24 protein-coding genes are annotated in these 21,191 nt (G+C 41.2%); 13 read left to right on the top strand and 11 right to left on the bottom strand.

All coding sequences use genetic code 11. The features are described from left to right. Positions 1-2: 2 nt before the first annotated feature. The 5 genes from thrS to ACIH2S_RS08010 form a co-directional block, all read right to left on the bottom strand. Complete coding sequence (gene thrS, locus ACIH2S_RS08030; protein WP_036950480.1) at positions 3-1,931, bottom strand: threonine--tRNA ligase; 1,929 nt, start codon at positions 1,929-1,931, stop codon at positions 3-5. Positions 1,932-2,215: 284 nt separating this feature from the next. Then, on the bottom strand, positions 2,216-2,371 hold the full coding sequence (locus ACIH2S_RS08025) for a hypothetical protein (protein ID WP_154637390.1): 156 nt from the start codon (positions 2,369-2,371) through the stop codon (positions 2,216-2,218). Positions 2,372-2,492: 121 nt separating this feature from the next. Then, positions 2,493-2,855: a hypothetical protein gene (locus ACIH2S_RS08020; protein ID WP_108479026.1), complete on the bottom strand. Its 363-nt coding sequence runs from the start codon at positions 2,853-2,855 to the stop codon at positions 2,493-2,495. 182 nt (positions 2,856-3,037) lie between these two features. Beyond that, the gene (locus ACIH2S_RS08015; RefSeq protein WP_349487778.1) at positions 3,038-3,487 is read right to left on the bottom strand and encodes a methyltransferase family protein; all 450 of its coding nucleotides are present in this window, start codon (positions 3,485-3,487) and stop codon (positions 3,038-3,040) included. Between the two features lie 113 nt (positions 3,488-3,600). Beyond that, on the bottom strand, positions 3,601-3,999 hold the full coding sequence (locus ACIH2S_RS08010; RefSeq protein ID WP_036950486.1) for a hypothetical protein: 399 nt from the start codon (positions 3,997-3,999) through the stop codon (positions 3,601-3,603). 543 nt (positions 4,000-4,542) lie between these two features. Here ACIH2S_RS08010 and ACIH2S_RS08005 point away from each other — a divergent pair. Beyond that, positions 4,543-5,247, top strand: coding sequence for a MarC family NAAT transporter (locus ACIH2S_RS08005; protein ID WP_036950488.1), 705 nt, complete (start codon positions 4,543-4,545; stop codon positions 5,245-5,247). Here the strand turns inward: ACIH2S_RS08005 and ACIH2S_RS08000 are convergent. Beyond that, a complete protein-coding gene (locus ACIH2S_RS08000; RefSeq protein ID WP_036950490.1) occupies positions 5,241-5,900 on the bottom strand; it encodes a transglycosylase SLT domain-containing protein in 660 nt (219 codons plus the stop codon). The genes ACIH2S_RS08005 and ACIH2S_RS08000 overlap by 7 nt on opposite strands. Positions 5,901-6,269: 369 nt before the next feature. On the opposite strand from ACIH2S_RS08000, the gene ACIH2S_RS07995 reads away from it, so the two are divergent. From ACIH2S_RS07995 to ACIH2S_RS07975, 5 genes are all read left to right on the top strand, one after another. Further along, on the top strand, positions 6,270-7,181 hold the full coding sequence (locus tag ACIH2S_RS07995) for a metal ABC transporter substrate-binding protein (protein WP_108479028.1): 912 nt from the start codon (positions 6,270-6,272) through the stop codon (positions 7,179-7,181). Next, entirely contained in the window at positions 7,182-8,072 is an 891-nt protein-coding gene (locus ACIH2S_RS07990) for a manganese/iron ABC transporter ATP-binding protein (RefSeq protein ID WP_036950494.1), read from the top strand. Next, complete coding sequence (locus tag ACIH2S_RS07985; RefSeq protein ID WP_108479029.1) at positions 8,069-8,959, top strand: metal ABC transporter permease; 891 nt, start codon at positions 8,069-8,071, stop codon at positions 8,957-8,959. Before ACIH2S_RS07990 ends, ACIH2S_RS07985 begins: the two co-directional genes overlap by 4 nt. Then, positions 8,952-9,818, top strand: coding sequence for a metal ABC transporter permease (locus tag ACIH2S_RS07980; RefSeq protein WP_036950498.1), 867 nt, complete (start codon positions 8,952-8,954; stop codon positions 9,816-9,818). Before ACIH2S_RS07985 ends, ACIH2S_RS07980 begins: the two co-directional genes overlap by 8 nt. Positions 9,819-10,254: 436 nt before the next feature. Further along, positions 10,255-11,124, top strand: a complete 870-nt coding sequence (locus ACIH2S_RS07975; protein ID WP_036950500.1) for a fructosamine kinase family protein — start codon at positions 10,255-10,257, stop codon at positions 11,122-11,124. Positions 11,125-11,258: 134 nt separating this feature from the next. On the opposite strand, the gene ACIH2S_RS07970 is transcribed toward ACIH2S_RS07975, so the two are convergent. Beyond that, entirely contained in the window at positions 11,259-11,798 is a 540-nt protein-coding gene (locus ACIH2S_RS07970; protein ID WP_036950502.1) for a YniB family protein, read from the bottom strand. Between the two features lie 301 nt (positions 11,799-12,099). On the opposite strand from ACIH2S_RS07970, the gene hxpB reads away from it, so the two are divergent. From hxpB to ACIH2S_RS07945, 5 genes are all read left to right on the top strand, one after another. After that, the gene (gene hxpB, locus ACIH2S_RS07965; protein ID WP_036950504.1) at positions 12,100-12,765 is read left to right on the top strand and encodes a hexitol phosphatase HxpB; all 666 of its coding nucleotides are present in this window, start codon (positions 12,100-12,102) and stop codon (positions 12,763-12,765) included. Between the two features lie 191 nt (positions 12,766-12,956). Then, on the top strand, positions 12,957-13,547 hold the full coding sequence (locus ACIH2S_RS07960; protein WP_036950506.1) for a metal-dependent hydrolase: 591 nt from the start codon (positions 12,957-12,959) through the stop codon (positions 13,545-13,547). A gap of 166 nt (positions 13,548-13,713) precedes the next feature. Next, positions 13,714-15,105 carry an L-cystine transporter gene (locus ACIH2S_RS07955; RefSeq protein WP_036950508.1) on the top strand — a complete coding sequence of 464 codons (1,392 nt, stop codon included), beginning with the start codon at positions 13,714-13,716 and terminating at the stop codon, positions 15,103-15,105. A gap of 283 nt (positions 15,106-15,388) precedes the next feature. Continuing rightward, positions 15,389-15,778, top strand: coding sequence for a YkgJ family cysteine cluster protein (locus ACIH2S_RS07950; protein WP_036950513.1), 390 nt, complete (start codon positions 15,389-15,391; stop codon positions 15,776-15,778). 212 nt (positions 15,779-15,990) lie between these two features. Continuing rightward, complete coding sequence (locus tag ACIH2S_RS07945; protein ID WP_036950515.1) at positions 15,991-16,299, top strand: hypothetical protein; 309 nt, start codon at positions 15,991-15,993, stop codon at positions 16,297-16,299. Between the two features lie 153 nt (positions 16,300-16,452). Here the strand turns inward: ACIH2S_RS07945 and ACIH2S_RS07940 are convergent, their stop codons facing one another. Further along, positions 16,453-16,776 carry an AzlD domain-containing protein gene (locus ACIH2S_RS07940; RefSeq protein ID WP_080675622.1) on the bottom strand — a complete coding sequence of 108 codons (324 nt, stop codon included), beginning with the start codon at positions 16,774-16,776 and terminating at the stop codon, positions 16,453-16,455. Then, positions 16,773-17,447 (bottom strand): AzlC family ABC transporter permease, encoded by a 675-nt coding sequence (locus tag ACIH2S_RS07935; RefSeq protein ID WP_154609733.1) that lies wholly within the window; start codon positions 17,445-17,447, stop codon positions 16,773-16,775. The genes ACIH2S_RS07940 and ACIH2S_RS07935 overlap by 4 nt, the downstream gene beginning before the upstream one ends. 71 nt (positions 17,448-17,518) lie before the next feature. Between ACIH2S_RS07935 and ACIH2S_RS07930 the strand changes: the two genes are divergently transcribed. Beyond that, positions 17,519-18,088, top strand: a complete 570-nt coding sequence (locus tag ACIH2S_RS07930) for a helix-turn-helix domain-containing protein (RefSeq protein WP_108479033.1) — start codon at positions 17,519-17,521, stop codon at positions 18,086-18,088. Between the two features lie 27 nt (positions 18,089-18,115). Next, positions 18,116-18,292, top strand: a complete 177-nt coding sequence (locus tag ACIH2S_RS07925; RefSeq protein WP_108479034.1) for a DUF2526 family protein — start codon at positions 18,116-18,118, stop codon at positions 18,290-18,292. Between the two features lie 160 nt (positions 18,293-18,452). Here the strand turns inward: ACIH2S_RS07925 and ACIH2S_RS07920 are convergent, their stop codons facing one another. Next, the gene (locus ACIH2S_RS07920; RefSeq protein WP_154609732.1) at positions 18,453-19,637 is read right to left on the bottom strand and encodes a M20 family metallopeptidase; all 1,185 of its coding nucleotides are present in this window, start codon (positions 19,635-19,637) and stop codon (positions 18,453-18,455) included. A gap of 80 nt (positions 19,638-19,717) precedes the next feature. Continuing rightward, positions 19,718-20,941: a hypothetical protein gene (locus ACIH2S_RS07915; RefSeq protein WP_036983683.1), complete on the bottom strand. Its 1,224-nt coding sequence runs from the start codon at positions 20,939-20,941 to the stop codon at positions 19,718-19,720. Positions 20,942-21,191: the final 250 nt, after the last annotated feature.

Genomic DNA, 21,191 nt, shown 5'->3' with positions numbered 1-21,191 from the left:
CCTTATTCCTCCATCTGATTGAGCTGACGACTGCGAATTTCTTCCTGTAGTTTAGTCATGAATTCGTTAACATCAAGGCTGCCTAAATCTTTACCACGACGGGTACGAACAGACACTTTACCTGATTCAACTTCTTTCTCACCACAAACCAACATGTAAGGAACACGACGCAGGGTGTGTTCGCGGATCTTAAAGCCGATTTTCTCGTTACGTAAGTCCGCTTTCGCACGAATGCCAACACTTTGCAGCTTGCTAACTAATTCTTGAACATAGTCTGCTTGACTATCTGTAATGTTCATCACAACAACTTGTTGTGGTGCTAACCATGTTGGGAAGAAACCAGCATATTCTTCCGTTAAGATACCGATAAAGCGCTCTAATGAACCCAGAACCGCACGGTGGATCATAACTGGCGTAATACGCTCATTATTTTCGCCAACATAAGAAGCATTTAGACGACCCGGTAAGAAGAAGTCTAATTGTACAGTACCGCATTGCCATGCACGGTCAAGGCAGTCATACAGTGTAAATTCAATTTTCGGGCCGTAGAATGCACCTTCGCCCGGCTGGTATTCGAACTCAATACCTTTCGACTTCAGCGCATTGGCTAAGTCTGCTTCTGCTGTATCCCACATATCGTCTGTACCGATACGTTTTTCAGGGCGAGTAGACAGTTTTACAACGATTTTTTCGAAACCGAAAGTGCTGTAAACGTCATAAATCATCTCAATACAGCTAGTCACTTCGCCCAAAATTTGATCTTCAGTACAGAAGATATGGGCGTCGTCTTGGGTAAAGCCACGTACGCGCATTAAACCATGCAGTGCACCTGATGGCTCATTACGATGGCAGCTACCAAATTCTGCCATACGCAGTGGTAAATCACGATATGATTTTAACCCTTGGTTAAAGATCTGAACGTGACCTGGGCAGTTCATTGGTTTAACACAATATTCACGGTTCTCAGATGAGGTTGTGAACATTGCATCTTTGTAGTTTTCCCAGTGACCTGTTCTTTCCCACAATACGCGGTCCATCATAAATGGGCCTTTAACTTCTTGGTAATTGTAGGATTTTAGTTTGGTACGTACAAAAGTTTCCAGTTCACGGAAAATTGTCCAACCATCGTTATGCCAGAATGCCATACCCGGCGCTTCTTCCTGCATATGATATAAATCTAATTGCTTACCAATTTTACGGTGGTCACGCTTCGCCGCTTCTTCTAAGCGCAGCAGATATGCAGCAAGCTGCTTTTTATCTGCCCATGCAGTACCGTAAATACGTTGCAGCATTTTATTATCGCTGTTACCGCGCCAGTATGCCCCTGCCACTTTTTGTAATTTAAAGTGGTGACAGAAACGCATATTTGGTACGTGTGGACCGCGACACATATCAATATATTCTTGGTGGTGATATAAACCTGGGCGATCATCTTGGCTAATATTTTGATCCAAGATTTCAACTTTATAATCTTCGCCACGGTTTACGAATGTTTCACGAGCTTCTGCCCAAGAAACACGTTTTTTAACCACATCATAATCTGTTTTGGCAAGCTCAAGCATACGCTTTTCTAGCTTGTCCAAATCTTCCTGGGTCAGCGTATAGTCAAGGTCAATATCATAATAGAAACCGTTGTCGATAACTGGACCGATTGCCATTTTGGTATTTGGCCACAATTGTTTAATTGCATGACCTAATAAGTGAGCACAAGAGTGACGAATGATTTCTAGACCATCATCATCTTTACTCGTGATAATTGACAGGTTTGCGTCATGCTCGATCAGTTCACAAGCATCTACCAGCTCACCATTAACACGACCAGCTATACATGCTTTTGCTAGACCGGCGCCGATATCGCGAGCCACATCCATGACAGAAACTGCATGGTCGAATTGACGCTGACTTCCATCAGGAAGAGTAATAACAGGCATTAAAAAATCCTTATCAGCAGTGGTGACCCACACGAAAGATCACTTGCTTGATTATTCCAAAGTTTATAAATCAATACGTTACTGACGATTTCTCACTTCACTATGCGAGATAGGTACACAATTATGTACACATTATATAAGCTAAAGCAGATATAATTGATAACGCAATTATGCACATCGCTAGCAACTCAACTCGTAATCATAACACAGACATATTTTATGGCGATAGCCAGTTGTTGATTATTGTAGCGCTAAAATTACTGATGCTCAGGGCTCATTAACGTTTAATCCGCCATCATAATAAGAATATTATGATCATAGCCATTGCAATCCGTTCTCACTGCATATTCAGGTAACCATTCAATACGTGATTTTGAACGCGATAATGAAATATTTAGGGTTGTGGGATGCTCTAACGCGGTAATTATTACTTTTTTCATCTCTCACCACACTTTTTCACGATAAATCGTTAAGGGGAGAAAAATATCATTCCATCATCCTGTGAAAAAAGACAAAAAGGCTACCCAACATGACTTTGAATAGCCTTATTACAACAAAACGTTACCAACAACCGCGATGGTTACCGCGCCCACCCCATCCACCATCACGATATGGGCGGTTATATTGTTTGTCTTCTTCGTTTCGAAGTTGCAGTGATAAATCATCAAGCTCTTTCACCAGCGTTTTTACTTTCGAGTCATCATCTTTGGCGCCAGCATCGTACAGTTTGTTCAATTCAAAACGCTTATCATCAAACTCTTTCGCTAACTTAGCGATTTCATTGTTTTGGCGATAATTGTTCTGATGGTAATTGTTTTGATAGCGGTGATCATAGTTTCCATTGCAGTAAGGGCATGCTACAGCTGATGCCGAATACAGTAATACTGAAGAAACGATAGCACCTAATAACACTTTTTTGTTCACGGCAATAACCTCGCAAGTCTATGGGTTATACCAGTTTATATGTACAAAAAGGAAACCGCCTTGAAAAATATCAAAATCCGCATTGAAAGCTAAATTAATAGATAATAATAGCAATGACTAAACACCAAATAGATGATACCACTTATAAAAAACAAATAACCAACAGATTAAACCAATATGAATTATAGCCAGCGTCGTGTTTGCTGAGTATAAGTACGCCACTCCTCTTTAAAACGTTCAGATAAGAATTTTTCTTCTTGGGGAATGGTGTATAAGTCAGTAATTAACCAAAAGACCAAACCTGAAACCAAAAAATAAGGTGAATGCGAAAACAAAGCGAAGCTTAAACTCATCGAGGTAAAAGCAAGATATAACGGATTACGAGATAACCGATAAGGGCCCCTAGTAATAAGAGAAGATGCGGAGCTAATAGGATTTGGTGAGGTTTTTTGCTGAACAAAATAATATAAACTTGCGCCAATCCAGCCGAAAGCCTCTAAGGCAATCAGGATGCCGATAATCCCCATCCAACCAGAAAAACTCCAGAAAAAGCCCTCTTTGATATGCAGATAATAAGCAGCAAATCCATTAAGTACTAACCAATTCACAAATGGAAGTTTAAATATGCTCATCACAGATCCTAAATTGATATTCATATGGTAAGCATATCATGGATAAAACGATAAGAATTGGCACCGATATCAATAATATTCAATAACACAGTGTAAATGAATACTCTGTTATTTTATGAACGGTATCCTAAAGAAAAAACGCTTTTTAGACCTTCAAGATTGGCATACTCTTGTTGGCATACGGAATTACGCACATCGCTGGGTAAATTATTTAATCTGGCTTGAATATTAGCAATTTGCTCTTCTAATCCATTCATTCCCTTCACTTCAACAACGTCTGCATTTGCTTGCAGATAATCTGCAAAACTTCTTAAATTATTTTCTAAATTATCACACGCATTATTCGCCAATCCGTTTTGTACCATAAAGGAATTAACTGAATCTGGTAATAATTGAGAGAGCGAAGGAAAAATAGATTGTTTCCACATTTGTGGGAACAGGATCAGCACAGCGGCAATAGCCAAAACAAGCAGCATTGATGAAGTAACTAATGGTGACAGTAACTTTCTCATTGGCTATCCTAAAATTCTATTTAACATGAAATTTAGAATACACAATAAACCGTAAAGCAGTTTTTAAAATAAAAAAGAGTTTGTAAAGAATATTCCAATTATATTACCAAGAAATAAGATTATCGTCTGACAATAATCTTTTAACGAATTTACATAACCTGTCAGTAAAACAGATAGCACTGTATATACTCACTAACAAATGAACATAAACCCCCTCTAGCAATAATGCCCTTGACCTTTTTATCTCACATAAAAAGGTTTTTTTTTGCTCAAAATATTGAATGTTTTTAATCCAGTGACATACCCCTTTGTTATTCAACAAATAATTACACTTATTCACACATGAATCGGGATGTTATCCACAGTTAATGTGAACAACTTTGTCATTCATTAAGTAAAAACATTACGCAATCTCACGTAAAAAAATCTCTTTGTCCTAAATTTGGTGGGAGAATACCCTTCTGATTCCACAAATTAGTAACAATGTTTGTTATAGTTCCAACGAGAAGCCATTCTAGATTAATTTGGAGGGTAATTTTCGACATGCAAGATATTTTACAACTTTTTCAAGCCGTTAGCCTTGGCTTAGTTTTACTCCTTCCACTGGCTAACCCACTGACCGCCATTGCCGTGATGCTCAGTATTTCCGCCAACATGACCAAAGAACAACGTGACCACCAATCACTGCTGGCTGCAATTTATGTCTTTTGTATCATGCTCGTTGCTTTCTATGCTGGCCAATTAGTCATGAACACCTTCGGAATTTCGATTCCTGGGCTACGTATTGCGGGTGGGCTTATTGTTGTTTTTATTGGTTTTGGGATGCTATTTCCTAATTCAGATAATAGTGAAGATAACAATAATGTATCCACTGACGATTTAAGTGTTCCCAAAAAACGTCAAGGTAACCAAAATATCGCATTCGTCCCTCTCGCAATGCCAAGTACTGCAGGCCCTGGTACCATCGCGATCATTATTAGTTCCACCGCTTCTTTGCAAGGGGATATTGGTTTTGCGCCATGGGTTATCACTGTCGCACCCATTATTGTTTTTCTGATCGCCAGTGTGATTGTTTGGATTGGGCTACGGGGAGCGACGTCAATTATGAAATGGCTAGGGAACAGTGGGATTGATGCAATTGGGCGGATAATGGGTTTTTTATTAATTTGTATGGGAGTGCAATTTGTCATCAACGGTATCGTTGAAATTATCGCGCAGCTCCCACACTTAATGACGGAATATCAGTAATTCACCGCTAATGCATTATACGCATTCTTAACTTTCCACAAATAACGTGGAGCCTGCGGCGCGGGGTGTTTAGACTGAACATGTTGATAAAACTCTTCTGGTGATAAGTTATTTATCATCGCAATAGCTTTAGTTTTATCATTATCAAATGTTCTTAGTAATGCCCCGGCCCCATTCACGTAAGCCACAACGGTCGCATAATACATAGTTTGCGGGTGGCTAATACCCGCCAAATGTTGTTCTTTGAGAATACGAATATAGGTTGTACCGATATCAATATTCTTACGTGGATCTTTTAAATCGTTAGAACTTGGTTCACCAGAACGCCCTTGATAACGATATGCATCACGCCCTGCTGTTGACGCTTTAATTTGCATTAAACCAATGGCATTAGATTTACTCACCACTTCTGGTCGGAAGTTAGATTCTACTTCAATAATGGCTCTAATCAGTGTTTCATCCACACTATAACGATTCGCGGATTCACGAATAAACTCATCATATGGAGTTCGTGGATAACTAGTATTGGCTGTCGTATTTGGCATTTGATTGCGATTATCTAGCATTCTTGTTCTGTTCGCTGTTTTATTGGGATCACTTGAGCAACCTGCCAATAGCAAAAGTACAAGCGCACTGCCGACCATTTTTTTCACTGTTGTATCCTCTGCAAATTAAAACACCAAAAGAATAGCTAATCTTTAGAAAAATAATACATTTTTTACTTAACTTTTACTTCTGGACGTGTTTTAGTCATGTTAAATAATAATGATAGCCAGCAACTCATCGATTACAAAAATACCCCTTTTACCATTTAACGGGATTTTTCATAATTGATATTGATAATCATTATCAATTGGGATATAAATACTATCAGCCTGAAAGACCATACTCATTGTAGAGTCAAATAGGTCAATATAAATGAGAAAATACATTCAAGCCCAATAACATACTTATTTAGATTAACCATTTAATGAGATTAATTTAGTTCATAGAACTCGCGACCCAACGTTAGGATCTATTTTATGACAAACTGTTTATTCCGATTATCAACGCTATTACGTACCACATTCATTGCATTAGCTGCCGTTTTATTTGTCAGCCAACCTGCTTTGGCTAAAAAATTTAAAGTGGTCACCACATTTACTATAATACAAGATATTGCTCAAAATGTAGCCGGTGATGCCGCAATTGTCGAATCCATCACTAAACCGGGTGCAGAAATCCACGGTTATCAACCGACACCAAAAGATATTATGAAAGCCTACGATGCTAACCTTATCTTATGGAACGGAATGAATCTGGAAGTTTGGTTCCAGCGTTTCTTTGAAAACCTTAAAGATGTGCCTGCAGTTGTCGTCACTGAAGGCATTGAACCTATGCCAATCCGTGAAGGGGAATATAAAGATAATCCTAATCCTCACGCTTGGATGTCACCTGCTAACGCACAAATTTATATCGAAAATATCCGTAAGGCGCTGGTGAAATATGACCCAGAAAACGCCGACATTTATAATGCTAACGCGAAAAAATATTCCCAAGAAATTGCGGCGCTTGATGCACCTTTACGTGAACGTTTAAATCGTATTCCTGAAGATAAGCGTTGGTTAGTGACCAGTGAAGGCGCATTTAGCTACCTCACTAAAGATTATGGCTTTAAAGAAGTCTATTTGTGGCCAATCAATGCTGAAGAGCAAGGCTCACCAATGCAAGTTAAAAAAGTGATTGATACAGTTCGTGAACACAACATTCCCGTTGTTTTCAGCGAAAGTACCATTTCAGACAAGCCAGCTCTGCAGGTCAGTAAAGAAACTGGCGCGAAATACGGCGGAGTATTATACGTCGACTCGCTATCAACCGCTGAAGGCCCTGTACCAACATACATAGATCTGCTGAACACAACCGTCGATACTATCGCAAAAGGATTTTCACAGTAAATGAGCCATACAAATCAATTTGAACATCCGACTCTGGTTGTTGATGACGCAACTGTCACTTACAACAATGGTCATACCGCGATTTATGATGCAAGTTTCAATATTCACGGTGGCTCCATTTGCGCCCTTGTGGGCGTGAACGGAAGTGGTAAATCAACACTGTTTAAAACCATTATGGGATTAGTCACACCATCGTCTGGTAGTGTGACCCTCAATGATCAGCCGATTAAAGCGGCATTAAAAGAGAATGTGATTGCCTACGTTCCACAAACAGAAGAAGTGGATTGGAATTTTCCAGTGCTAGTTTCTGATGTGGTGATGATGGGGCGTTATGGCAAAATGGGCTTCTTTCGTATTCCTAAAAAGGAAGACAAAGAAGCCGTAAAAATGGCTTTAGAACGCGTAGATTTAGCGGGTTTGGAGCATCGCCAAATTGGTGAACTTTCTGGTGGTCAGAAAAAACGGGTGTTTTTGGCTCGCGCCCTCGCCCAGCAAGGTAAAGTTCTGTTACTCGACGAACCCTTTACAGGGGTCGATGTAAAAACAGAAAATGCCATTATTGACCTACTCCGCAGTCTGCGCGATGAAGGTCATTTAATTCTAGTCTCAACCCATAACTTGGGAAGTGTGCCTGAATTTTGTGACCATGTGATTTTAATAAACCGCACAGTGTTGGCGAGTGGTCCAACAGAAACCACCTTTACTCAGCGTAATCTGCAAAAAGCATTTGGTGGCGTACTACGTCATATTAACCTGTCTGGTCAAGAGCTTCACGACGATGATGACCCACGCTCTGTCACGGTAATTACTGATGATGAACGCGCCGCCGTCTTCTATGGTCACGATCACGATGCACCGGTTAGAAAAAATCAGCCTAAGGAATCTGAATGATTGAGTTGTTACTGCAACCCTTTGAGTACAACTTTATGGTTAAAGCCATATGGGTGAGTGCCATCGTCGGAGCGGTGTGTGCTTTCTTATCAGCTTATTTAATGCTCAAAGGTTGGTCGTTGATGGGAGATGCCCTCTCCCACTCTGTTGTGCCCGGTGTGGCGGGCGCTTATGCGCTTGGATTACCTTACGCTGCGGGGGCTTTTTTTACGGGTATTCTCGCCGCCCTCGCCATGACATTTGTTAAACATCTCACCCGCTTACGGGAAGATGCCGTTATCGGCTTTATCTTTTCCACCTTTTTTGCGGCGGGGTTATTAATTGTTTCGTTGAACCCAACCTCAGTAAACGTGCAAAGTATTATCTTCGGTAATATTTTGGGGATCGCCGATGCTGACGTGCTTCAAGTCGAGATTATCATTGCCGTTTCATTTATTGTCCTGATGTGCCTATGGAAAGACTTACTGGCCGTGTTTTTTGACGAAAGCCATGCGCGTTCCATTGGCTTAAACCCACTACGCCTAAAAATCATTTTCTTCACCTTATTAAGTGCATGTACCGTTGCCGCACTGCAAACCGTTGGAGCGATATTGGTCATTGCGATGGTGGTTACGCCAGGTGCCACTGCCTATTTACTGACAGATAAATTTAAAACATTGCTGATCATTTCCGTCTCTATCGGTACTGCCACCAGCGCAATTGGTGCCTACCTCAGCTACTTTTTAAATGGGGCAACGGGCGGGCTAATTGTTACGTTCCAAACAGTAATTTTCTTACTGGCATTCTTCTTTGCTCCAAAACACGGACTGTTTGCCTCTCGTCGCAAAGCCCGTAGCGAAGTCGCTGACTTGCATCACCGTAAACAGCAAGGAGCCACCCATGAGTGATTTTATGGACTTACTGATGGATCCTTTCGCATTTCCATTTATGCAAAAAGCCTTGATTACGGCGATTGTTACGGGAACCGTCTGCGCTATTTTATCCTGCTTTTTAGTCTTGAAAGGTTGGTCATTAATGGGAGACGCCATCTCCCATGCAGTATTACCCGGAATTATCATTGCATCACTCATTGGCATTCCGCTTGCTATTGGGGCTTTTGTTTCGGGGCTATTTTGCGCCGTTGCTACCGGCTATTTAAAAGAGAACAGTCGAATAAAAGAAGACACCGTCATGGGTATTGTCTTCTCGGGTATGTTTGCTGTCGGCTTGGTAATGTTCGCAAAAATTGATACTGAACAACATCTTACCCATATTTTATTCGGGGATATTTTGGGGATCACCGACGAAGAATTTAAACAAATCTTACTGTTTGCGGGGATAACCATTGCGATTATCTTACTCAAACGTAAAGACTTTATGCTGTACTGCTTTGACCCAAATCAAGCACGTGTTATCGGCTTGCCGGTTAAATGGCTACATTACGGATTACTTTCTCTATTAGCTTTAACCATCGTGGCATCACTGCAAGCTGTCGGGATCATTCTGGTGATTGCAATGTTGATTTCACCGGGGATCATCGCCTTTGTTCTATGCCGTAGCTTTGGTTGGATGTTGGTGATAGCAATTATCGCTTCAGTCACCTCCAGCGTGCTGGGTACGATTGTCAGCTTCCATATTAATGCGACAACAGGCCCAACGATTGTTGTGATCCAAGCGGGCTACTTTGTTATCGCCCTGCTCTATAGCAAATTAATCCTCGCGCGCCGCAAATCCCATAGCACACGCCAAGATTTGCATACTGCCTAATGATATAAAGCTGAATACGGTGAAAACCTATTCAGCTCAGGCCATTGACAAACCCATCAGGTTTGGAAATGGCTCGTTTGGGTTGTAAAATTAACGAGGAAAATCAATTTATTGATTTTCGCCTGATAACACAAAGAGGGAAAAACCACGCTTTTATCCCTCTTTGTCATCAACCTCAGCTGAATACGGTGAAAACCTATTCAGCTTTTTCTTTCTTCTATTCGACTCTCTTTTATCTTGAAGTTTACTCTATATAAAAGAAGAAACGCGATATCCATCCATTATCGCCGAAATCAATCCTCTCCCAATTCTTGAACAAAATCAGCCATCAATCATTTCGAAATAAGGCGTAATTATTAAACAATGATCACTGTTAATTCCTAAATTGACGCTATAGTATGGTATGAGTGAAGACCAAATCACAGCGAGGTGGATCATGTGGCAAGCGATGAATCGTTTATTAATTGAACACTTTGGTGAGGCAGAGCTGCGAAATAAAGTGATTCTCTCTGGTGGGGATATTCATCACACCTTAAGAATCGATTATGGTGAGCATACGGTGTTCGTAAAACAAAATCGCCGCGAGTTTCTCCCTCTTTTTAAACAAGAGGCAGAGCAGCTTGAAATGCTAGCGAAAAGCCAAACCATCACCGTTCCCAAAGTCTACGGCTTGGGTAGCAACAAACACCACAGCTTTCTTCTCCTCGAATATTTCCCGTTAAAACATTTTGATAGCACCAATGCCTGGCATTTTGGTCAACAATTGGCGCGATTACATCAATGGGAAGAACAGCCGAGCTATGGGTTCGACTTTGATACTATGCTCAGTACCATTGTTCAGCCTAATGGGTGGGAAAAGCGTTGGAATGCATTCTTTGCAGAAAAACGTATTGGTCTTCAATTACAAATTGCATCTGAGAAAGGCATGGTTTTTGGTGATATTCAACAACTCGTGGATATTGTTAAACACCGCTTATCCGGTCATCAACCTCAGCCCTCTTTATTACATGGGGATCTGTGGCCTGCAAATTGTGCGGTCACCAACCAAATGGATGGCGTACTCTATGACCCTGCTTGTTATTGGGGTGATCGGGAATGTGATATCGCCATGTTACCATTATATAAAGAAATTCCGATTCAAATTATTGATGGGTACCAAAGTGTTTGGCCATTACCAGCGGGCTTCTTAGACAGGCAACCAATCTATCAACTCTATTTCTTACTCAATCAAGCCAATATGTTTGGTAATGAACAGAGCTATCTGCACGCTCGCAGCATTATTGATAATTTACTAGACGACGAATAACTACGAGTCAAATAGACGGAAATAAGAGATGCACAGCGGCGGAGTAAATACCGATTCTGTGCATTTTCATGATGGGAAAACATCAACATGACGGGCACTATCAACATAATGAAAAGCGGCCACATCATGAAAAACTACCAATTCAGAAGTTTCAACGCAAAATAAATGGCGATCCCTAAAACAATCGGCCAGAAATACATCAAGAAGAACTGTTTGAAAATAGTATGTCGAGGAATAGTGACTTTGGCTTCTAATTCTTCTTTGGTCACTTCACTGCCTTTTGCATTTTCAAGAATGACATGATCTTCAATACTTTCGCGAATGAATTTAATTTGTCGATACATGCGTAAACCTGAAGCACTTAAAGCAAGCCCCACAAAGATAAAAATAAAAATAACAAAAAATCCGATGCAGCTACCTGAAAAACCATGGCTCACTTCAGGGACTGGTGAATTATTCCAAAATACATTGAGAAACGGCGTACTTTGTCGAGTCATCTCCGCCATTAATTTAACAAAATCATTGGCAACTGCATTAATTCCTTCGCCTTGAATTCCTTTCAGAGCCGCTAATTTAATTAGCGATGTCAATGTGGAAATTAACGCCACAAAAAATACGATCCAGCCCAAAATACGTTTGCCAATCGCAAGAGAATTTGCCTTGTGGTAATTCATTACAACTATTCCTTAAAGTTTTTTTCTACGCTAATCATAGCCGATAATATTTGCTGGCTCCAAATTTCTATAAAAAAATGATAGTTAAAAACCGAGTTTCGGATTATTCAAAAATTGAATTGAATTCACATCAATAACTAAACTCAAATTTCTAATAAAATCATGTGATAGCACATATATCTCTATAACCCCAAGTCATAGCTTGTTAGAATCGTTTCAGAAACCAAAATGACTGTGATTAAAGTACAGCGACAATCCCCACCCTCTTTTTAAGCGGGTATCTAAATGAATGGAGTTTGCTATGTATCATAAATTACCTATCCAATCTGTCATCTTTGACATGGATGGTTTGCTGATTGACTCGGAACCTTTTTGGGAACAAGGGGAAGATGAAGTTTTTGCAGAGTTAGGCGTCGATTTGTCCATTAAGCACACTCTTCCTGACACTCTAGGTTTACGTATCGATCACGTTGTTGAACTTTGGTACAACGCATCTCCTTGGCAAGGTTGTAGCTTAGAAGCAACAAAGCAGCGTATTATTGACCGCGTTATTGGTTTAGTGGAAGAAAAACGCCCATTACTGCCTGGTGTACAGCATGCACTTGAACTGTGCCGCTCAATGGATCTAAAAATCGCTTTAGCATCTGCATCTCCAGATTATATGCTAGAAAAAGTGCTTAACTTATTTGATATCCGCCATTATTTTTCTGCCGTCGTTTCAGCAGCAGACTTGCCATTAAGTAAGCCTCATCCCGAAGTTTATTTAAAAGCAGCCGCTGAGTTATCCACCAAGCCTATCCATTGTGCTTCTTTAGAAGACTCCTTTAATGGAATGATTTCTGCAAAAGCGGCAAGAATGCGTTCTATCGTCGTGCCTGATAGTAAGCATTTCAATGACCCACGCTGGGGTTTGGCTGATGTTAAAATCGCCTCATTGAACGATTTACGCCCAGAAAATTTACGTTAATCTTAAATAAGTTAACGGAACTCGATTTCCCTTACGTTTTTCACGTAGGGGAAATTTAAAAAAGTATAAAAATCTACGGTTATTAACTAATAAATAAGAGTTTTTTTAACTCTCCCCCACTACCATATTTCCTACAAACCCTTTATACTGCCCGCCTACTGTATAGATAAACAGATGGTATTTTATCCACCATGACTGCTGAAGGGCATCTGCTTTTTTCCGTCGCCTCACTTGTAATGGCTCATAAATTGCAAATTACCCCAGAGTTCGCTCAGGGTGATTGGTTGCATATGGTGCCAGGAGTGTTGCTAGGTGCCTTATTGCCGGATATTGACCATCCTTCATCTATTCTCGGGCGGCTTTTTCGTATTATTTCACTACCTATATCAAAACTGTGTGGACATCGAGGATTCACTCACAGTCTGATCGCTTGGCTAATCTTACTGATCAGCAGCTACCAATGGCTACCTCACTATTGGGACTTACCTAGCGACCTTATCCAAGCATTTTTATTAGGTTATATGAGCCATTTAGTGGCTGATATGCTGACTCCATCGGGGGTTCCCTTTTTATGGCCTCTGCCAACACGTTTTTGTTTTCCCATCTTACGCGGCAAGTCCAGTAAACGCGGAGAACGCTTTATTGCTGTGCTTTTGACCGTCTGTGCTGTCTTAATTCCAACAGCCCATCCCGCTGATTGGTTCCAGCAAATTGAAAACGCACTAAATTATTTTAATAATCAGATAAATATACACTTACCGACAAAAAGCTCACTTTTGTAATATACTGTAAGCATTAATCAACCTAAATTATAACTTTTGATTATAAGTAATGACTAACTTCAACTGATATCATATAACCAGTTGTTAGAAGAAATGAAATCCTTATACCTATTAAGGATTAACAACAAGAATCATTATGTAAAATAATTACAATTTGGAGTGCGGAATGAATATTCCTCTGATTATCAATGTGCTCGTTTTCGTAGCACTTTTAATACTGTTAGCAAAACTCGGATCGAATGGTTGGAGCCTGTCCAAAAAAGTTTTACTGGGTCTCGTATTCGGTGTTGCTTATGGTGTCGGACTTCACCTTGTGTATGGTTCCGGTCACCAAACGGTAAAAGACTCCATTCTTTGGTTTAATATCGTCGGTAATGGTTACGTTCAACTGTTACAAATGGTGATTATGCCTCTGGTGTTCGCCTCTATTCTGAGTGCGGTCGCTCGACTTCATAAGGCATCTTCTTTAGGGAAAATTAGCTTTTTAACCATTGGCACACTGCTGTTTACCACAGCCATTGCTGCTTTAGTGGGTATCTTGATCGCAAACCTGTTCGGCTTAACCGCTGAAGGTCTGGTTCAAGGTCAATCTGAAACTGCACGTCTAGCGGCCATTGAAACAAATTATATTGGTAAAGTCTCAGATTTAACGGTTCCTCAGTTAATCCTGTCCTTTATTCCGAAAAACCCGTTTGCTGATTTAACGGGTGCAAGCCCAACATCTATCATTAGTGTGGTTATTTTTGCTGCCTTCTTAGGGGTAGCTGCGCTGCAACTGTTTAAAGATGATAAAGAGCGCGGTGAAAAAGCATTAGCGGCTATCGATGTGATGCAAGCATGGGCAATGAAACTCGTTCGCTTAGTCATGCGTTTAACCCCATACGGTGTGATGGCGCTGATGATCAAAGTGGTCGCAAGCTCTAACTTAGCCGATATCATTAACTTAGGAACTTTCGTCGTCGCATCCTATGTCGCGCTAGCTATTATGTTTGTGGTTCACGGCATCTTAGTGGCGACAACGGGCTTAAATCCAATCAAATTCTTTAAGAAAGCGGGCCCAGTACTGACATTTGCATTCACCAGCCGTTCGAGCGCAGCCAGTATTCCACTGAATATTGAAACGCAGACTCGCCGTTTTGGTGTGCCAGAATCTATCGCAAGCTTCTCGGCGTCTTTCGGTGCAACTATTGGCCAAAACGGTTGTGCAGGTATCTACCCTGCGATGTTAGCAGTGATGGTCGCTCCAACCATGGGGATCAACCCATTTGATCCACTATGGATTGCAACCTTAGTCGGTATCGTGACTATCAGTTCTGCCGGTGTTGCCGGTGTGGGTGGCGGTGCAACCTTCGCCGCACTGATTGTACTGCCAGCAATGGGATTACCAGTCACGTTAGTTGCGCTGTTAATTTCGGTCGAACCTCTGATTGATATGGGTCGTACTGCTCTGAACGTAAGTGGTTCAATGACAGCAGGTACCGTCACTAGCCAGTTAATGGGCGAAACGGACAAGTCAATCTTCAATCAAGATGACGATGGTGATTTAAAACACGTTTAATCGCCCTAATCTCCTAACACTCATTGAAACCTGCCCGTCAAACGGCAGGTTTTTTTGTGTCTGCTATTTTCTGTGTTCGACATTTTATCAAACTGCAACAGATTGAAATTTTTACTTTATTTCGACTTGATGGGAAATACTGGGTTTTTAATCTAAAAAACATTGCCAATACGTAAAGCTGCGTAACATAATAGTGACTGAGCAACATTTTCTTAGGCCTCCTGCCTGTGTTGCGTCTCCCGTTTCCTACGGGAACTATCAACTTCATTGTTAGATTTTTTATATGACCAATATTATTCATATACTAAAAACTGATCCTTCAGATAATCCCTGTGTTAGCTGTGGTGCTTGTTGTGCTTACTTTCGTGTCTCATTTTACTGGGCAGAAGCTGAAGCTGGCGGTGGTTCAGTTCCTCAACATTTAACAGAGCAAATCACCCCTTTTATGAGCTGCATGCAAGGTACAAACCAAAAACCTAATACCCGCTGTACTGCACTTGGTGGCACCGTCGGGGAATGTGTTTCTTGCTCTATTTATGAACAGCGCCCTACACCATGCCGAGAATTCGAACAATCGTGGCATAACGGCATTCACAATGAAGCCTGCGACCGTGCTCGCGCAGCCTATGGTTTACCTCCTCTCGAGCCACAGCAACCGCAAATCGCGTGCTAACCGTCAATGACCCAGAGATTTTTCTGGGTTATCTTCTTTACCTTCACATAATCTTCTCTACGTAAAATAATCTCATTATTTTCAATAAAATGTGCAAAGAAAGGATAAAACGTGCAGGAAATATGGAGCTTCAGTCAAAGCAGGTAAAAGCCATTGCGAGGGAAATCTAATTGATGAATTATCCTCTCATCACGTTAATGAGGAGATAAAAGATGAACAAATTAAACCAAGGTTTACTTGCTGCCGTTTTACTGTCTGTCGGCTTTGCCGCCGCAGCCGCTAATGTTGATATGAATAAATCACCACGCCATCACAGCGGAAATCATCATAATATGGTGTATAGCGTGACTGAACAAACCACCAAACCTAATGAAACCTTGAAAAAACTGGCAAACGATACACCTAAAATTGAAGATGGCAAACGCTACATGGTGAAAATGTCTGTCGTGGAAGTGCCTGAATTCAAGCCAGCACAACCGATGCCAATGCCGGTTCCTGCTACGGCGCCCGTAGCTAAATAAGAATGAGTCAACCTAAACCATAGGCTGTGCCTGTTACACTGATAACATCAACCTTTTGGCATTGTTAGTTAAAAATCAGTATCTTAATGGACACAATAACGTTTAGGTATATCCCTAATTTTAGCCTCTAATGCCATAGGGGCTTTTTTTTAACTAAAATAACCCGCGTAATACCGCTGTGACTATCGCAGCCGACAAAACAATCACAATAAATGGCTTGCGGTACCAAGTCAGAATACCTGCCACCACCACCCCAATTATTTTCGGTAAATCCGATAATTCATTGCCTGAAAAGAGCGTTGAAGTCATCGCGACTGAAAATAAAATCACAATAGCAGCAGCTGAAAATAGGGCTTTATTTTGTTCTGTTAAATTGACCCGCCCTTTTAGCAATGCGCCGGATGCCCGCATTAAGTACGTCCCAACCGCTAAAATAAAAATCCCACTGACGATTAACCAAGGATGTTCCATCATCATGATTTCCTTATATAGATAACTAAACTCAACAAGGCCAGTAAAACGGGGATCCCCGCCGGTAATACCGGTGTTGTTACCACAGCAACTACAGCCCCGACTATCGCCGCGAGTCTTAAGCGCTTATCTTTCAACGCGGGTAAACTCAGCGCTAAGATAATGGCGGGAAACATGGCATCCATCCCTAGTGCATGGGTATCTTGAATAAAGCTTCCTAGAATTTCTCCGATGACCACACCAACAGGCCAACAGATTAAAATTCCTAATCCGCATAACCAAAATGCGGCGGTTTTCTCGCGTTCGCTGTCTTGTGCCAAGCCAAAAACCACACTTTCATCATTCATAATGTGATATCCCAGCAACGATTTTGCCCCTTTTCCCGTTAATTCACTGACGGCAAAACTGAATGGAATATGGCGCGAGTTGACTAATAGCCCAGCTAAGGCAGCTGACAGAGGGCTTCCCCCTGAAAATACCACGCCAATAAACAGAAACTCGGATGCACCCGCTAGCACAAAAATGGACAGCATCAACGGTACCCACCAATCAAAACCTTGTGAATGAGCTAATGCACCGTAGGAAATTCCCACAATTAAGTCTGCAATACACACCAGTGCAATATTTTTCACTGTGCTATTATGGAGAATAGAAAACTGAAATTTAGATGTCTGCATAGAACGACCGTTCGATATAAAAAACATTCGTTCATTATGTCGTTGCTTTAGGCTAAGTGCAATCAAATAGGATGTTAAAGTTGACCTTATTCACGCCCCCTATCGAATTAATCTCAAAATCATTGGCTTGTGAAAGGCAAAAAAGTGGGCTTTCTCTCTCTGAACTTGCGCGTAAAGCGGGGATCGCAAAATCCACACTATCCCAATTGGAATCCGGTAGCGGCAATCCCAGCATTGAAACCCTATGGGCATTATGTGTTGCGCTGGATATTCCATTTTCACGTTTAATTGAAGAAAAACGCGCAGCAGTGACTGTGATCCGCCATGGTGAAGGCACCCCAGTGAGCGCAGAGCACGCAAACTATTTGGCCTATTTACTCTCTTCTGCACCCCCTAATTCTCAACGGGATATTTATACGGTTGTTGCACAGCCCGGCCGAGATCGCGTTTCAGAACCCCATATGCATGATGTCACTGAGCATATTATTTTGATGTCAGGCAGAGCATTAGTTGGGCCACTCGACAACCCTGTTGAGCTCAATGTCGGTGACTATATTCACTACCGAGGTGATGAACCCCACATTATGCGCGCTCTTGAAGCAAACACCATGGCAGTCATGGTGATTGATAAACAGAATTAATTAGCCCAATACGCTGGAGGATTTACTGTGAATTACTATCAAGAAATAACAAACAAAGTCGCCTTATTGCTAGATGAAAACTCCGTTCATAATATGAATGAAATGCTAATGCAGCTTTCTCATGATGATAAGCTAACCCAAGAACAACGCTTTGAGCTGCAACAACGCCTTAGAGACGCCATTTTTGTTCACCATAATTCGTAATTAACGTTTAATTAAATGGGATTTGGCGGTTAATATCTCGATTTAAAATACAAAAGAAAAGCCTGAGCAATCTATTTATTACTCAGGCTTGATTTAATAATCTATTATCATGATGTGAAACCCTAACAGCCTATTTTCTGCACTAAGTCCCATTATTTTATTAGAACTTATCTTGCTGTAAATAAGACCATGCATATTGCGCATACAGTTCTGCACCTGACGCCATCACATCTTCATCAATGTTAAAACAGCCATGGTGATGCGCCCATTGGGTATCTTTTTCTGGGTTACCTGAACCTAATAATGCAAAACAGCCCGGAATGTTTTCCATATAAAAGCTGAAATCTTCCCCACCAGGGGTTGGTCTTTCTGCCATTAATGCATTTTCACCAAATGCTTCGCTGATCACCGACTGCGCCAGTAATGCACTGCGCTCTTCATTAATCACTGGCAGCGTACCGTAGATATAATCCACTTCAGCAGTGGCGCCGTACATCGCGGCAGTATGTTCGGCGTAACGGCGGATTGCCGCTTCAATGCGAGTACGGGTTTCAATATCAAAGCAACGTACCGTTCCATCTAGCACTGCATTCTCTGCAATCACATTGAATCGGGTGCCTACTTCCATTTTGCCAATAGTCACAACGGCTGAGTCTAGAGAAGAAGTTTCACGGGAAACCACCGCTTGCAAATTCATCACAAATGACGAGGCAACGATTGCGGCATCAACGGTCGCTTCCGGCATCGAACCATGCCCACCTCGCCCTTTAAACTTCACGACCAACAAGTCCGCAGAAGCGAATGTCCCGCCAACATTACATGATATTTTTCCTGATGGCGTCGTAGACCAGATGTGCATACCAAACACATTGTCCACATTGTCCACTGCACCTTGTTTTACCATCGCTTTCGCACCCTGCGCTATTTCTTCAGCAGGTTGAAAAATCAGGCGAATATTTCCTTTTAACTCATCGCGCACTTCATATAACGCTTTGGCTGCGGTTAATAACATCGCGGTATGCGCATCATGCCCACATGCGTGCATCTTCCCTTGATTTGTCGATTTATACTCAAGGGAATCATTCAATTCCTGAACAGGTAATGCATCGATATCCGCACGTAAGGCGACCGTCTTTCCGGGTTTACCGCCTTTAATGTCCGCAATAATTCCGGTAGGTTCAGTGAGGCGATACTCAATACCAATTTTTGCCAATTCTTCAGCAATACGCTTCGTGGTTCTCACTTCCTCAAAAGGCAATTCTGGGTGTGAGTGAAGGTCACGACGAAAAGCAATCATCGCTTCTGTGTGTTTTTTAATGGATGCTGTGATGCTGTTATTGACCATTTTTCTGTCCTTTTTCTATTCTTTTCGCTTTCTTAAACTATTATTTTTCAGCGTGTTAAATTCTAATATTCTATTTATCGTTATGCCGCAACAGGCACAATGTAAGCGACCATTATCCCCGCTAATACCACAGAAACCATCGTGACAGAGATAAAACCGCCAACTAACATTGGCCCTAACATATGGCTAGTTAAAATCTGGCGCTCTTTTTCGTCTTTGGTCAGTGCGTTAATGGCTTCATTGGTAATGATATAATCCGCGGGGAAACCATACAGCGCCGTCAATGAGACTGCGAAAGCCATCTCTTTTGATACCCCTAGAATTTTTCCAACAATCCAAGACGCGATAAACATGCCGATGACCGCTGCCACAATCAACACTACCATTGGGTAGACTAATCTCAACAACATATCCGGTGTCGCATGATTTAACGTATCAAAGATAAATAGCATTAATGCCATGATAGCAAAGCCAAAACCGTTCGCTTTCTGCAGAGGCTGCCTTTCTAAAAAGCCCATCGACGAGGCAATAACACCAAATAATAAGCACAAAACAAACGGACTGATGCTCACATAAGGTGCAGCAACGGTAGAGACTAGATAGGCGAGATATCCCACCACCACTAAGCGTAAAAATTGGAAATAGCTGGTGTTATAGTGGCTCGGAATTCGCTTGAACATGCGAGGCATTGCACTTTCAGATGCCAGTGTTTTGACTTCGACATCATCCGAACCGTCAACGGCCAATGACTCTTTCCAAGTACCATTGCGATACTGCTCAAGCACTCGGCGACCTTCACGTTTCAACATGATGGCCGTGAGTGGATAACCGGCAAAACCTTGCATCACATAAATTAAGATGGCAAATACTGAGAGATCCACCAGCCCAGCTTCCGCAGCACCTTTTGACATAATTAATGAAGAGACGATGCCACCGACTAATGGCGGGATTGCCACTAATACTGTATTTAAATCAAATAACGCCAGACCTACTCCATAAATAAAGACAATAATCCCCAAAATACCGGATAACGAAATTAAGATAGTCTTCCATTGGTGTAATAGTTCTTTCAATGAGAGCAATGTACCCATATTGGTAATGAGTAAATACATCAACATCACGGCGACAACCTTTGGTATTCCCGCAATGCTCACAATATCTTTAGGAAAGAATGTCCAATAACCTAAAAGGAATAATACAGCGCAAACAAACACCGATGGGATCCATGCTTTTGTTCGTACTGCTATGGCATCCCCGATGTACAGTATCCCGACAATTAATAACAGAGCTAACATTTGTGACATAAGTTTTTCCCCGTATTTATTATTTTTATTTATTTCTGTTTTAGTTATTTAATCTATTAATTTTGATATGTCAGATTTATTCATTCAAAATAAAGAACAGAATAAAGCAAAATAGAACATATCCATCCAAGCCATTACATTTAAACAACAATTTCATCATAACATTGAATAAACAGATGTATAGATTAAGTTACAGTGTAAGACTAAAAATACACTAGTGAAAAACTGTAGATTAAAAAGTCATATATGA

Origin of the sequence: Providencia lanzhouensis, assembly GCF_050469745.1 — a bacterium.
Taxonomy (GTDB): domain Bacteria; phylum Pseudomonadota; class Gammaproteobacteria; order Enterobacterales; family Enterobacteriaceae; genus Providencia; species Providencia lanzhouensis.
Note: the sequence above shows the minus strand (reverse complement) of the source record. Positions and strands in the feature narration are given on the sequence as shown.

Excerpts from the sequence above, each read along its gene's own strand:
- ACIH2S_RS07960 (WP_036950506.1), top strand. The coding sequence starts at position 12,957 with ATGACTGCTGAAGGGCATCTGCTTTTTTCCGTCGCCTCACTTGTAATG.
- ACIH2S_RS07985 (WP_108479029.1), top strand. The coding sequence starts at position 8,069 with ATGATTGAGTTGTTACTGCAACCCTTTGAGTACAACTTTATGGTTAAA.
- ACIH2S_RS07920 (WP_154609732.1), bottom strand. The coding sequence starts at position 19,637 with ATGGTCAATAACAGCATCACAGCATCCATTAAAAAACACACAGAAGCG.
- ACIH2S_RS08005 (WP_036950488.1), top strand. The coding sequence starts at position 4,543 with ATGCAAGATATTTTACAACTTTTTCAAGCCGTTAGCCTTGGCTTAGTT.
- hxpB (WP_036950504.1), top strand. The coding sequence starts at position 12,100 with ATGTATCATAAATTACCTATCCAATCTGTCATCTTTGACATGGATGGT.
- thrS (WP_036950480.1), bottom strand. The coding sequence starts at position 1,931 with ATGCCTGTTATTACTCTTCCTGATGGAAGTCAGCGTCAATTCGACCAT.
- ACIH2S_RS07940 (WP_080675622.1), bottom strand. The coding sequence starts at position 16,776 with ATGATGATGGAACATCCTTGGTTAATCGTCAGTGGGATTTTTATTTTA.
- ACIH2S_RS07995 (WP_108479028.1), top strand. The coding sequence starts at position 6,270 with ATGACAAACTGTTTATTCCGATTATCAACGCTATTACGTACCACATTC.
- ACIH2S_RS08015 (WP_349487778.1), bottom strand. The coding sequence starts at position 3,487 with ATGAGCATATTTAAACTTCCATTTGTGAATTGGTTAGTACTTAATGGA.
- ACIH2S_RS08025 (WP_154637390.1), bottom strand. The coding sequence starts at position 2,371 with ATGAAAAAAGTAATAATTACCGCGTTAGAGCATCCCACAACCCTAAAT.
- ACIH2S_RS07915 (WP_036983683.1), bottom strand. The coding sequence starts at position 20,941 with ATGTCACAAATGTTAGCTCTGTTATTAATTGTCGGGATACTGTACATC.
- ACIH2S_RS07945 (WP_036950515.1), top strand. The coding sequence starts at position 15,991 with ATGAACAAATTAAACCAAGGTTTACTTGCTGCCGTTTTACTGTCTGTC.
- ACIH2S_RS07980 (WP_036950498.1), top strand. The coding sequence starts at position 8,952 with ATGAGTGATTTTATGGACTTACTGATGGATCCTTTCGCATTTCCATTT.
- ACIH2S_RS07935 (WP_154609733.1), bottom strand. The coding sequence starts at position 17,447 with ATGCAGACATCTAAATTTCAGTTTTCTATTCTCCATAATAGCACAGTG.
- ACIH2S_RS07955 (WP_036950508.1), top strand. The coding sequence starts at position 13,714 with ATGAATATTCCTCTGATTATCAATGTGCTCGTTTTCGTAGCACTTTTA.
- ACIH2S_RS07990 (WP_036950494.1), top strand. The coding sequence starts at position 7,182 with ATGAGCCATACAAATCAATTTGAACATCCGACTCTGGTTGTTGATGAC.
- ACIH2S_RS07930 (WP_108479033.1), top strand. The coding sequence starts at position 17,519 with ATGTTAAAGTTGACCTTATTCACGCCCCCTATCGAATTAATCTCAAAA.
- ACIH2S_RS07975 (WP_036950500.1), top strand. The coding sequence starts at position 10,255 with ATGTGGCAAGCGATGAATCGTTTATTAATTGAACACTTTGGTGAGGCA.
- ACIH2S_RS08010 (WP_036950486.1), bottom strand. The coding sequence starts at position 3,999 with ATGAGAAAGTTACTGTCACCATTAGTTACTTCATCAATGCTGCTTGTT.
- ACIH2S_RS07950 (WP_036950513.1), top strand. The coding sequence starts at position 15,389 with ATGACCAATATTATTCATATACTAAAAACTGATCCTTCAGATAATCCC.
- ACIH2S_RS07970 (WP_036950502.1), bottom strand. The coding sequence starts at position 11,798 with ATGAATTACCACAAGGCAAATTCTCTTGCGATTGGCAAACGTATTTTG.